Origin of the sequence: Streptomyces phaeochromogenes (assembly GCF_001418655.1) — a bacterium.
In the GTDB taxonomy this organism is placed as follows: Bacteria; Actinomycetota; Actinomycetes; order Streptomycetales; family Streptomycetaceae; genus Streptomyces; species Streptomyces phaeochromogenes.
In genome coordinates this window covers 1-12,134 of record NZ_LIQZ01000411.1, presented here as the reverse complement: position 1 = coordinate 12,134, position 12,134 = coordinate 1, and the positions used below count along the sequence as shown (strand labels likewise).

Annotated in this window: 12 protein-coding genes; 10 read left to right on the top strand and 2 right to left on the bottom strand. The window is 72.3% G+C overall.

All coding sequences use genetic code 11. From position 1 onward, the window contains the following. The coding region (locus AOK17_RS41095) for an HAD family hydrolase (protein WP_055617746.1) at window positions 1-746 on the top strand (746 nt) is incomplete at its 5' end. An 88-nt stretch (window positions 747-834) separates the two neighbouring features. On the opposite strand, the gene AOK17_RS41090 is transcribed toward AOK17_RS41095, so the two are convergent. Beyond that, entirely contained in the window at window positions 835-1,716 is an 882-nt protein-coding gene (locus AOK17_RS41090; protein ID WP_055617748.1) for an LLM class F420-dependent oxidoreductase, read from the bottom strand. 233 nt (window positions 1,717-1,949) lie between these two features. Here AOK17_RS41090 and AOK17_RS41085 point away from each other — a divergent pair, with 233 nt between their 5' ends. From AOK17_RS41085 to AOK17_RS41070, 4 genes are all read left to right on the top strand, one after another. Continuing rightward, a complete protein-coding gene (locus AOK17_RS41085; RefSeq protein ID WP_055617747.1) occupies window positions 1,950-3,392 on the top strand; it encodes an amidase in 1,443 nt (480 codons plus the stop codon). A 10-nt stretch (window positions 3,393-3,402) separates the two neighbouring features. Next, window positions 3,403-3,621 (top strand): hypothetical protein, encoded by a 219-nt coding sequence (locus AOK17_RS41080; protein ID WP_055617745.1) that lies wholly within the window; start codon window positions 3,403-3,405, stop codon window positions 3,619-3,621. 145 nt (window positions 3,622-3,766) lie between these two features. Next, the gene (locus AOK17_RS41075) at window positions 3,767-5,269 is read left to right on the top strand and encodes an SPFH domain-containing protein (RefSeq protein WP_055617744.1); all 1,503 of its coding nucleotides are present in this window, start codon (window positions 3,767-3,769) and stop codon (window positions 5,267-5,269) included. Between the two features lie 216 nt (window positions 5,270-5,485). Beyond that, window positions 5,486-5,932 (top strand): type II toxin-antitoxin system PemK/MazF family toxin, encoded by a 447-nt coding sequence (locus AOK17_RS41070; protein WP_055617743.1) that lies wholly within the window; start codon window positions 5,486-5,488, stop codon window positions 5,930-5,932. On the opposite strand, the gene AOK17_RS41065 is transcribed toward AOK17_RS41070, so the two are convergent. Beyond that, window positions 5,917-6,804, bottom strand: coding sequence for a TIGR02452 family protein (locus tag AOK17_RS41065; protein ID WP_079053576.1), 888 nt, complete (start codon window positions 6,802-6,804; stop codon window positions 5,917-5,919). The two genes, AOK17_RS41070 and AOK17_RS41065, sit on opposite strands and share 16 nt — an antisense overlap. Window positions 6,805-7,082: 278 nt before the next feature. Here AOK17_RS41065 and egtA point away from each other — a divergent pair, with 278 nt between their 5' ends. The 5 genes from egtA (at window position 7,083) to AOK17_RS41040 (ending at window position 11,850) form a co-directional block, all read left to right on the top strand. Further along, complete coding sequence (egtA, locus tag AOK17_RS41060) at window positions 7,083-8,417, top strand: ergothioneine biosynthesis glutamate--cysteine ligase EgtA (protein WP_055617742.1); 1,335 nt, start codon at window positions 7,083-7,085, stop codon at window positions 8,415-8,417. After that, window positions 8,414-9,760 carry an ergothioneine biosynthesis protein EgtB gene (gene egtB, locus AOK17_RS41055; RefSeq protein WP_055617741.1) on the top strand — a complete coding sequence of 449 codons (1,347 nt, stop codon included), beginning with the start codon at window positions 8,414-8,416 and terminating at the stop codon, window positions 9,758-9,760. Before egtA ends, egtB begins: the two co-directional genes overlap by 4 nt. After that, window positions 9,760-10,551 carry an ergothioneine biosynthesis protein EgtC gene (egtC, locus tag AOK17_RS41050; RefSeq protein WP_055617740.1) on the top strand — a complete coding sequence of 264 codons (792 nt, stop codon included), beginning with the start codon at window positions 9,760-9,762 and terminating at the stop codon, window positions 10,549-10,551. Before egtB ends, egtC begins: the two co-directional genes overlap by 1 nt. Then, a complete protein-coding gene (gene egtD, locus AOK17_RS41045; RefSeq protein ID WP_055617739.1) occupies window positions 10,548-11,510 on the top strand; it encodes an L-histidine N(alpha)-methyltransferase in 963 nt (320 codons plus the stop codon). The genes egtC and egtD overlap by 4 nt, the downstream gene beginning before the upstream one ends. A gap of 124 nt (window positions 11,511-11,634) precedes the next feature. Further along, entirely contained in the window at window positions 11,635-11,850 is a 216-nt protein-coding gene (locus AOK17_RS41040) for a dodecin (protein WP_055617738.1), read from the top strand. The last annotated feature ends 284 nt before the right edge of the window (window positions 11,851-12,134 follow it).

The window sequence follows — 12,134 nt, the reverse complement described above, 5'->3', positions numbered from 1 at the left end:
CGGCGGACGCGCTCGCGGCGGCCGAGGCGGCGGGGATCCGCCTCGCCCTCGTCACCGGCCGTCCCCCGCGCGGCCTTCCCGCCCTGCACCGCGACATCGGCCGGCATTTCGCCGTGACCGCCAACGGCGCCGCCGTGTACGCGCCCGACGGCACGCCCGTACGGCTGTCACCGTTCCCTGCCGCCTCCGTGGCCCCGCTCGTGGCGCGGGTGCGCGCGGCGGTGCCGGGTGTGTCCTTCGCCTTCGAGTACGAGACGGTCTTCGGCCACGAACCGGCGTACCCCGCGTGGTCGTACGGGGAGTCCGAGGTCGAACTGATCGGCAACGCCGAGGAGTTGCTGGCCAGGGCCCCTGACCGTCCGGTCCTCAAGGTCCTGGCGCACCATCCGACGCTGTCGTTGCGCGACTTCCATACGCGGGCCCATGTCAGCGCGGGACCGGACGCCGAGACCACGCACTCCACGGGGCTCGCGCTCGTGGAGTTCAGCGCGCCGGGGGTCACCAAGGCCAGCGCGCTGACCGCCTGGAGCGCCGGGCTCGGCATACGCCCCGACGACATCGCGGCGTTCGGTGACATGCCCAACGACCTGCCCATGCTCAGAGCGGTGGGCCGCTCGTACGCCATGGCCAACGCCGATCCGTCGGTCAGGAGGGCGGCACGGTTCCACACCGCCTCGAACGACGAGGACGGGGTGGCCCGGGTGCTGGAGCAGTTCGTCGCGCTGGCGCGCCGCCAGCCGGCTTAGGCGGCGCGCCCGAGGCCCTACGGTCAGGCCTCGCCCGAGCTCCTGCGCGCCAAGCACGGTGGTCGGGCCGCACCAAACGCCTTGCGGTTCAGCCGAGTTCGGCCAGTCGCCCGACCACCGGGGCCACCCTCTGCTCGATCCACTCGGCCGGCTCGTCCACGCGCGGGCCGAGGATCACGGTCTCGATGCCGAGCTTGACGTAGCCCTCCAACTCCCGGGTGAAGGCGTCGACTTCGGCCTCGCCCCGCGGGTCGCCGGAGTGGGTGAGCGTCTTGTGGATGTCGGCGTACTCGCGCCCCACGGCGTCGCAGTGCCCGCGGAGGACGTCCAGCTTGTGCGCGACCTCCTCCGGGGTCGAGGCGAAGAGGTTGCAGGCGTCCCCGTACTGGGCGACCAGCCGGAGGGTCTTCTTCTCGCCGCCCCCGCCGATCATGATCCGCGGACGCGGAGTGCTCACCGGCGCCGGTACGCAGAGCGTCTCGGCGAGCCGGTAGTGCTTGCCCTCGAAGGGCCCGTCGGCCTCCGGGTCCCACATCTGCAGACAGATCCGCAGGGTCTCCTCAAGACGCTCGAAGCGCTCCGCGAGCGGCGGGAACGGCACGCCCAGGCCCTCGTGCTCGCGGCCGTACCAGGCCGCGCCGATACCCAGGGTGGCCCGGCCGCCGGACAGGACGTCGAGCGTGGTGGCGATCTTGGCGAGCAGCCCTGGATGGCGGTACGTCACACCGGTCACCAGCGTGCCGAGCTGGACCGTGGAGGTGTGGGCCGCGAGGAAGCCGAGGGTCGTGTAGGCCTCCAGCATGTCGCTCTCGGCGCCGCCGTTGAACTCCATCTGGAAGTAGTGGTCCATGACCGACATCCAGCTCACGCCCGCCGCCTCGGCGGCGGCTCCCGCGGCGGCCAGCTCGGGACCGAGCGCCGCCGCGCCCCGGGGGTGGTTGAACCGGTTGATGTGTACGCCGACCCGCATGTCCGTCTCCGTCACCCTGGGCTCATCGTCGGACCGTCACCGACTGTCGCGACGGTAGATCTTGGAGCACTCTCAAAGTCAAGGCCCGACGCACCGTCCGACCGGTGGGGGCGGTGCCGTGGACGGGCGGATCGCCGCCCCGCGAGGGAAGTTGTCCTTCCCGTACCGCTGGGACCGCCTTGACGTTACCGTTCAGTAGACAACGCGCTCCCGGAGGTGGCCGTATGACTCCCGTGACTCCCGACCGTGCCCCGGGGCTCGCGGAGTGTGCCCGCGCCCTTGCCGAGGGATCCGTGTCCTCGCGGACGCTCGTCGAGGAGGCCCTCGCCCGGATCGAGGCCTCTCAGGGCACGCTGAACGCCTTCCGGCTGGTGCGTGCCGAGGCCGCGCTGGCCGAGGCCGACGCCGCGGACAAGGAGCTGGCGGCCGGCGAACGCCGACCGCTGCTCGGGGTGCCGGTGGCGGTCAAGGACGACATGGACGTGGCGGGCGAGCCGACCGCGTTCGGCTGCCGCGGGGAGTTCCCGCCGGTGGCCGAGGACGGCGAGGCGGTGCGGCGGCTGCGGGCGGCCGGGGCCGTGGTCGTCGGCAAGACCAACACCTGCGAGTTCGGACAGTGGCCCTTCACCGAGGGGCCGGCCTTCGGCGAGACCCGCAACCCGTGGCACACCGGGCACACGCCGGGCGGTTCGTCCGGCGGCTCGGCGGCAGCGGTCGCGGCCGGTCTGGTGCCCGCCGCGCTGGGCTCGGACGGCGCGGGCTCGGTGCGGATCCCGGCCTCCTGGACGCATCTGATCGGCATCAAACCGCAGCGTGGCCGCATCTCGACCTGGCCGCGCGCGGAGTCCTTCCACGGGATCACGGTCAACGGCACGCTCGCCCGTACGGTCCACGACGCCGCGCTGCTGCTGGACGCGGCGAGCGGCAGCCACGAGCGCGATCTGCACCGCCCGCCCGCGCTGCGCGTGTCGGACGCGGTGGGCCGGGACCCGGGCAGGCTGCGCATCGCGCTCTCGCTGAAACCGCCGTTCACCGCGCTGCCCGCACGGCTGCGACCCGACGTACGCGCCCGGGTCCTCGCGCTCGCGGAGCGGCTGACCGCGCTCGGGCACGAGGTGGAGGAGGCCGATCCGCCGTACGGGCAGATCGGGCTGGCCTTCGTCCCGCGCGCCACGGCCGGGATCGCCGAGCGGGTCCGCGAGACGCCTCATCCCGACCTGCTGGACCGGCGCACCCTGGAAGCCGCCCGGCTGGGCCGGCTGCTCGGCGGGGCCCCGCTGCGGCTGGCCCGGCGCGCCGAGGCGAGGCTGCACCGGCGCATCGGCTCGCTCTTCGACACGTACGACGTGGTGCTCGCGCCGACGACCGCCGCTCCCCCGCCGCGGATCGGCGCCCTGCACGAGCTGAGCGGCTTCGGGACCGACCGGGCCATGATCGCCGCCTGTCCGTACGCCTGGCCGTGGAACGTGCTGGGCTGGCCGGGCGTCAACGTACCCGCGGGGTTCGTCGACGGCTCGCTGCCGGTGGGCGCGCAGCTGCTCGGGCCCGCGAACAGCGAACCCGTTCTCGTGTCGCTGGCCGCGCAGTTGGAGGCGGACCAGCGGTGGTACGAGCGCCGGCCGAGCGGTGAAGCGGACGGCGCCGTACCTGATTTCGGGGCGCCCGCCGGCCCGTAGTCTGGGGACCATGGACGACGCGTCGATGGTGGGCCTCATGGGACGGGTGACCGGCACGATCGGGCCGGGGCTCGTCGGCGAGGTGATCGTCCGGGTCCGCGGTGGCGCCGAGCACTTCCTCGCCTATCCCGTATCCCCGAAGGACCGCATCGAGACGGGCACGGTGGTGATGGTGGTCGAGTACCTGCCGCCGCGGACGGTGTACGTGTCGGCGGCGTACGACAGTTGAGCCGGCCGTGAGCCTCTGTGCCATGTGAGCGTGTCATGCTCGTCAAAGATGCGCCAAAGAGTCGCCGGCGTCTGTACCGCCGGGCCCGACCGGGCGCACACTCCGTTCGTTCGGTGCCGAAAGGGCACCATCCAACAGGGGGCGTATGCCGATGGTTGTCGGCGTCGTGGCGGGGGCAGCGGTCCTCGCGCTCATTTTCATCGTGGTGATCTTCAAGCTCATGTGGCGTGTGGCGGAGCCCAACGAAGCGCTGATCATCTCCGGTTCGAAGCACCGCACCGAAGGCCTTGAGGAGGGCATGGGCTTCCGGATCGTCACCGGGCGCGGCACGCTCGTCCTGCCGGGCGTCCAGGCGGTGCGCAAACTCTCGCTCGACCTCAACGAGACCGAGCTGTCCGTGGACTGCGTGACCCACCAGGGCATCCCGCTCAAGGTGCGGGGCGTGGTCATCTTCAAGGTGGGCGACGACTTCGTGTCGATCGCCAACGCGGGCCGCCGCTTCCTCGACCAGCAGAAGCTGATGTCGGAGCGGGTGCACAACGTGTTCGCCGGTCACCTGCGGTCCATCGTCGGCGGGTTGACCGTCGAGGACATGATCCGCGACCGCGAGAAGCTCACCGGGCAGACCCGGGCCGCCTGCGGTACGGAGATGGAGAAGCTGGGGCTGATCGTCGACTCGCTGCAGATCCACGAGATCGAGGATCCGACGGGCTACATCAAGAACCTGGCCATGCCGCACGCGGCGGCCGTCCAGCGGGACGCCAGGATCGCGCAGGCCGAGGCCAACCGGCGGGCCACCGAGGCCGAACAGCAGGCCGCCGCGCGGATGTCGGAGGCGACCCGGGACAGCGAGATCCTCCAGGCCGGATACCAGGCGGAGCGCGACAACGCCTCCGCCAAGGCCCGGCAGGCCGGACCGCTCGCCGACGCCGCGGCCCGGCAGGAGGTCGTGGTCCAGGAGACGCGCGTCGCCGAGCTGGAGGCGCACCGCCGTGAGCAGCAGCTCCAGGCGGACGTCCGCAAGCCGGCGGACGCGAAGGCGTACGAGAAGCGCACGCTGGCCGAGGCCGAGCGCGATGTCCGTATCTCCGCGGCGCAGGCCAAGGCCAAGGAGACGGAGCTCGCCGCCGCGGCGGAGGCTACCCGGGTCACGACGGCCGCCGGTGCCGAGGCCGAGGCGACCAAGGCGCGTGGCGCCGCCGCCGCGACGGCGACCCGGGCCACGGGTGAGGCGGAGGCCGCCGCCCAGCAGGCCAGGGGTCTCGCGATCGCCGAGTCCGCGCGGGCGAAGGGGCTCGCGGAGGCCGCGGCCATCAAGGCGCGGGCCGCCGCGCTGGCGGAGAACCAGGAGGCCGTGGTCGCGCAGCAACTCGCCGAGAACTGGCCGGAGATCGTGCGGGCGGGGGCCGGCGCGTTCGGGAACGTCGAGCACATGGTGTTGCTGAACGGGGCCGATGGGATGTCCGACATGTTCGCCAAGGCGTTGACGATGGGTGGTACGGGGTTGGGGCTTGCTCGGCAGTTGCTGTCGTCGATGGGTCAGGATCAGAACGGGCAGGCCGGTAAGGACGGTTCGGCGGTGAACGGGCATGTGGCGCCGCCGGCTGCTCCTCCTTCGCAGAAGGTTCCGGTGGACGGGGATTCGTAGAACGGTCGGTGGCCGGGTGCGGGTTGGGTGTGGCTGAGTGCGCCCACGATGGGGGTCCCCCCGCTCGAGCGAAGCCGAGAGTGGGGGAGGAGCCGCACGTGTCACAGCCCCGCGCCCCCAAGAAGGCAGTTGCCCGTACCCCTGGCCAAGGGGGTGCGGGCAACTACCGAAGGGGCGCGGGGGCTCGTCAAAAGTGCTCGCGTTAGCGTGTGCCCCGTGACTGCCTCTGCCGAGCAAGACGTCCCCGGGCACTCCGGGCCCTCCGCCACCGTCGAAGCGGATCCGCGCCGGGTGGGTCAGGTGCGTACCGAGTACTCGCCCGCGCACGACGGCGACCCGGATCCCGGCGAGATCGTCTGGACCTGGGTGCCCTATGAAGAGAACGACGGGCGTGGGAAGGACCGGCCCGTGCTGGTCGTCGCCCGTGAGGCCGCCGGGACGTTTCTCGCCGTGCAGCTGTCGAGCAAGCGGCACGACGGTGACCGGGAGTGGGTGCCGATCGGCAGCGGGCCGTGGGACCGGTCGGGTCGCGACTCCTGGGTGGACGTGGACCGGGTGCTGCGGCTGCACGAGAAGGGGATGCGCCGGGAGGCGTGCGCGCTGGACCGGATGCGGTTCAACTCGGTCGTGCACCGCCTGCGGGAGCGCTACGGCTGGCGCTGAGCCGCCTTCGCCTCCAGTGCCTTTTCCTCCAGTACTTCCGTCTCCAGGACCTCTGTCTCCAGTACCTCCCGGAACGCCCGCTCGAAGGCGCTGAGGACCACCGCACCCTTCGTACGGTCGAGGACTCCGAACACGACGTGCTCGAAGGAGCCGGCGAACCGGCCGCCGTCCGTGAGCAGAGAGCGGAACGCGCCCGCCACCTGCGCCGGGTCGTTCTGGAAGACGCCGCAGCCCCAGGCTCCGAGCACCAGCCGTCGGTAGCCGTGCGCCGCGGCCGTCTCCAGCACTCGCTCGGCCCGTGCCGCGAGGGCGCCCGGCAGCTCGGGCGCGCGCTCCGGCGCCGTGCGCAGGACCACTCCGGCGTTGGGCGCGGCGGCGGTCAGGAATCCGGCGGTGTACGGCTCGTCCAGGAGCTGTCCCCGGTCGTCGCGAAAGACCGGGACGGCGGGTGAGTGGATCACCCGATCGGTGTAGAAGGGGTCGCGGTGTGCCCGGTGGTGGTCGTAGAACTCCCTGGCCTCCACCACGCACGCGTACAGCGCGGAGGCCCGGCACAGGGCCTCTTCCTGGGCCTGCGCGCCGTTCAGATAGCCCCCGCCGGGGTTCCGGGCCGAGGCGAAGTTCAGGACCGCCACCGGGCCGGTCAGGCGGCGCGCCGCCTCCAGGCTGCTCTCGCCCGTGACCTCGAAGAACGTGTCCACCGGGCCGGTCGGTGGTGTCTCCACGGGACCTGGCCCGTACATCCGTGTGCCCTGCCGCGCGGCGGCCACCGCCGCGGCGATCGACACCGTGCGTCCGTCGGACGCGCGGTACGAACCCGCCGCGACGATCTCCTCCGTCTGCCGCGCGATCCCGCGCAGGCGGGCACTCATGGCGCCACCCCTGTACGCGCCATGATCGCGTCCCGCGCGATCTCCCCCGACTCCCCCGACTCCCCTGTTACATCCACCGTCGTATCCCCCGTCGTGCTCATGAACGCATGGTGAGCGATCCTGGTATGGCGCCGCAACAGAGTTTCCCGGCCCCAAAAGCGACGATACGCACCCTTGTGCGAGGCGCCGTAAGGGTCTTGGGTGGGACGAGCGACTGTCGGCCCGGTCCATCCGACGCCGGGCCGGCGGCATGGATGGAATCTCAGGAGGATCCCGACATGTCCGATTCGGTGAGTGACTGTACGGAGCCCCGGCGCTCCGCCGTCACCGAGGCCGAAGTGGAGGCGCTGGTCCGCGGCATCTGCTTCAAGACCGGCCCGCCCCGATTCCTCGGTGTGGAACTCGAATGGCTCGTCCACGAGTCGCGTTCCCCGCGACTCCCCGTACCACCAGAACGTCTCGAAGCGGCCTATGCCGCCCTGCGGGCCCTGCCCCTGAGTTCGGCGCTCACCGTCGAACCGGGTGGTCAGCTGGAGCTCAGCTCCGCTCCCGCCGCCTCCCTGATGGAGTGCGTGGGGTCCGTGTCCGCCGACCTCGACGCCGTACGCGCGGTACTGCGCGAGGCGGACCTGGCCCTCAGCGGCCTCGGCCAGGATCCCTGGAACCCGCCCACCCGCTTCCTCCATGACCCGCGCTACGACGCCATGGAGACCTACCTCGACCGTACGGGCCCCGAGGGCCGCGCCATGATGTGCACCTCCGCCTCCGTCCAGGTCTGTCTGGACGCCGGGTACGAGGAGCCCGGCCCGCTCGGGCACGGGCGGCGCTGGTGGCTCGCGCACCAGCTGGGCGCGGTCCTGGTGGCCGCGTTCGCCCACTCCCCGATGGCGTGCGGGCAGCCCACGGGCTGGCGCTCCACCCGGCAGTCCCTGTGGGCCGCGATGGATCCGGGCCGCACCAGCGCCCCGCCCCTCGACGGCGATCCGCGGACGGCCTGGGCCCGGCACGTCCTGGACGCGCCGGTGATGTGCGTCCGGGCGCCCAGCGGTCCCTGGGACGTGCCGGAGGGGCTGAGTTTCCGTGCGTGGACCCGGTCCGACGCACCGCCCGACCGGGAGGATCTCGACTACCACCAGACGACCCTGTTCCCGCCGGTGCGCCCGCGCGGCCATCTGGAGCTGCGCATGATCGACGCGCAGCCGGGCGAGAACGGCTGGATCGTACCGCTCGCCGTGACGGCCGCGCTGTTCGACGACGCGGAGGCCGCCGAGACCGCGTACCGGACGGTCAAGCCGCTCGCCGAGCGGGCCGGCTCGCTGCCCGCGCCGCAGAACCCGCTGTGGACGGCAGCCGCCCGCGCGGGGCTGACCGACCCCGAGTTGCGCGAGGCCGCCGTCACCTGTTTCGCGGCAGCCGCCGACGCCCTGCCCCGGATCGGCGCGAGCGCCGTGGTGCAGGAGGCGGTCGCGGAGTTCACCGACCGCTATGTGGCCCGGGGCCGCTGCCCCGCCGACGACATCCTCGACCACGCCGACGGCACCGACCGACTGTTCAACGGCACGGAACTCCGGAGCACGGAACACCTGCTCCCCGGGAAGGACATCCGCACATGACCGACCCCGACACCCACTCCTCCCCCACCGACCCGGAGACGCTCAGGAAGCGCGCGCTGGCGGCGCTGACCACGGCCCGTGACCGCACCGCGCTCCTGACCTCCTGTGTGGAGGATCCCGAACTGACCGCCCAGCACTCGCCGTTGATGTCGCCGCTGGTGTGGGACCTCGCGCACATCGGCAACCAGGAAGAGCTGTGGCTGCTGCGGACGGTCGCCGGCCGTGACGCGATGCGGCCCGAGATCGACGGCATCTACGACGCGTTCGAGCACCCGCGCTCCGAGCGGCCCTCGCTGCCGCTGCTGCCGCCCGCCGAGGCCCGCCACTACGCGGCCGAGGTGCGCGGCCGGGCGCTGGACGTCCTGGAGAGCGCCTCGTTCCAGGGCACGGGCACCCAGCTCACCGAGGCGGGCTTCGCCTTCGGCATGATCGCCCAGCACGAACAGCAGCACGACGAGACGATGCTGATCACCCATCAGCTGCGCAGGGGCCCGGCGGCGCTGACGGCGCCGGACCCCATGCCCGACCCGGCGTTCAACGGACCGTCCGAAGTGCTGGTCCCCGGTGGCCCGTTCACGATGGGCACGTCCACCGAGCCGTGGGCGCTGGACAACGAACGGCCCGCGCACCAGCGGCTCGTGCCGCCGTTCCACATCGACACGACTCCGGTCACGAACGGCGCGTACCAGGCGTTCATGGCGGACGGGGGCTACACCGACCCGCGCTGGTGGACACCCGCCGGCTGGTCCCACATACAGACCCACTCCATAGAAGCGCCGCTGTTCTGGCGCCGCGAGGGCGGGCAGTGGCTGCGGCGGCGCTTCGGTGTCACCGAGCTCGTACCGGCGAACGAGCCCGTGCTGCACGTCAGTTGGTACGAGGCCGACGCGTACGCCCGCTGGGCCGGCCGGCGGCTGCCGACCGAGGCCGAGTGGGAGAAGGCGGCCCGCCACGACCCGGTGGCCGGCCGCTCCACGCGCTACCCGTGGGGCGACGCCGACCCGACGCCCGAGCACGCCAACCTCGGCCAGCGCCATCTGCGGCCGGCCCCCGCCGGCAGTTACCCGGAGGGCCAGTCCCCGCTCGGCGTACGGCAGTTGATCGGCGATGTGTGGGAGTGGACGTCCAGCGATCTGCTCCCCTACCCGGGCTTCTCGGCCTTCCCGTACAAGGAGTACTCGGAGGTCTTCTTCGGGCCCGAGTACAAGGTGCTGCGCGGCGGCTCGTTCGCGGTCGACTCCGTGGCCTGCCGGGGGACGTTCCGCAACTGGGACTACCCGATCCGGCGGCAGATCTTCTCCGGGTTCCGTACCGCCCGTGACGCCGATCCGGAGACCGTCTGATGTGCCGTCATCTCGCGTTCCTGGGCCCTGAGGAGCGGCTCGGACGGCTCCTCGTGGACCCGCCGCACAGCCTCTTCCGGCAGTCGTGGGCGCCACGGCGGCAACAGCACGGGACCGTCAACGCCGATGGTTTCGGGGTCGGTTGGTATGCCGAGGGCGATCCGGTGCCGGCGCGCTACCGGCGTACCGGGCCGATCTGGGGCGACCGGTCGTTCGCCGATCTCGGGCGGGTGGTGCGCTCGGGCGCGCTGCTCGCCGCGGTGCGCGACGCGACCGTGGCGAGCGCCGACGGGGAGGCCGCGGCGGCGCCGTTCGCCGCGGGCACCTGGCTGTTCAGCCACAACGGCGCGGTCGCCGGCTGGCCGCGCTCCCTGGCCCCACTGGCCCGGACACTGCCGGCCGAGGACCTGCTGTCGATGGAGGCGCGCTGCGACTCGGCGCTCGTCTGGGCGCTGGTCCTGAACCGGCTGCGCGGTGGCGACGAGGAGGGCCAGGCGCTCGCCGACACGGTCCTCGACGTCGCGGCGGCGGCCCCCGGCTCGCGGCTCAACCTCCTGCTCACCAACGGCGAGGTGATCGCCGCCACCGCCTGGGGCGACACGCTCTGGTATCTGACCGAGCCCGGCCGGCGCACGGTCGTGGCGTCCGAGCCGTACGACGACGATCCGCACTGGCAGGAGGTGCCGGACCGCACCCTGCTGGCCGCGAGCCGCACCGACGTCCTGCTCACCCCGCTCAAGGACGTGGAAGAACACCTGGCATCCGCCCCACCCAAGGAGCCCAGTACGTGAGTCCGTTCCTCGTCACCCGCACCCTGCCCGAGGACGCAACCGACGCCGCCCTGCGCGCCGACGTCCTGCACGGCCTGACCCGCACACCCAAGACGCTCCCGCCGAAGTGGTTCTACGACGCGCACGGCAGCGAGCTCTTCGAGAAGATCACCGAACTGCCCGAGTACTACCCGACGCGGGCCGAGCGCGAGATCCTCGTCGCCCGGGCCGCCGAGATCGCCGAGGCGACCGGCGCGCGCACGCTCGTCGAACTGGGCTCCGGGTCGTCCGACAAGACCCGTCACCTGCTCGACGCCATGCCCGACCTGCACACGTACGTGCCGGTCGACGTGAGCGAGAGCGCGCTCACCCAGGCCGGGCAGGCGCTGATCGCGGAGCGTCCCTCGCTCGACGTTCACGCGCTGATCGCCGACTTCACCGGCGGTCTCGTGCTGCCCGGCACGCCCGGTCCGCGGCTCGTCGCGTTCCTGGGCGGCACGATCGGCAATCTGCTGCCGGCCGAACGCGCCACGTTCCTGGCGTCCGTACGTTCCCTGCTGTCGCCCGGCGACGCCCTGCTGCTCGGCACCGACCTGGTCAAGGACGAGTCGGTCCTCGTCGCCGCCTACGACGACGCGGCCGGGGTGACGGCCGCGTTCAACAAGAACGTGCTGACCGTGGTCGACCGCGAACTCGGCGCCGACTTCGACCCCGACGAGTTCACTCATGTCGCCCTCTGGGACGCCGAGCGGGAGTGGATCGAGATGCGGCTGCGCGCCCGTTCGGCGCTGACCGTGAAGATCCCCGCGCTCGACCTCGCCGTGGACTTCGCGGAGGGCGAGGAGATGCGCACCGAGGTGTCGGCGAAGTTCCGCGAGGAGGGCGTACGCACGGAACTGGCGGCGGCCGGACTGGACCTCACGCACTGGTGGACGGACGCACAAGGGAGGTTCGCGCTGTCGCTGAGCACGGCCCGGTGACCCGCACCGGGCGGGAACCCGTACGGACCCATGTCCCTCGGGCCTACATCTCGCGGTCACCCGCCTCGTGCGGCACCGTGGAATGACGCGTGGCACACAGGCCACGGCGGAGAGGAGCACCCGCATGTCCGACCACACCTACCGGATCACCGAGATCGTCGGCAGCTCGCACGAGGGCATCGACGAGGCGATCCGCAACGGCATCTCCCGGGCTTCGCAGACCCTGCGCAACCTCGACTGGTTCGAGGTCACCCAGGTCCGCGGCCAGATCGAGGACGGGCAGATCAAGCACTACCAGGTCGGCCTGAAGGTCGGCTTCCGCCTGGAGGACGCGGGCTGACCTCCGAGGACCTCTCGAACATCCGCGGACCTCTACGAGCTCCACGGAACTTTACCGCCGCGGCGAGCGGGGAGGGGCGAACCCCTCAGGTCCGCCCCTCCCGCTCCTGCGCGACCTTCAGCGCCTCGGACGCGGCTGCCCAGCGCGCCCGTACGACGGTGAAGCCGGCCCGCTCGGCGCACCAAGCTGGAGATCCTCCGCGAGCTGGCCCGAAACCGTGAGATCCGGGTGCTCGTGGACGACGACGAGCTCGTGTGCGAGGACGCCGAGCGGGCCGGCTTCAC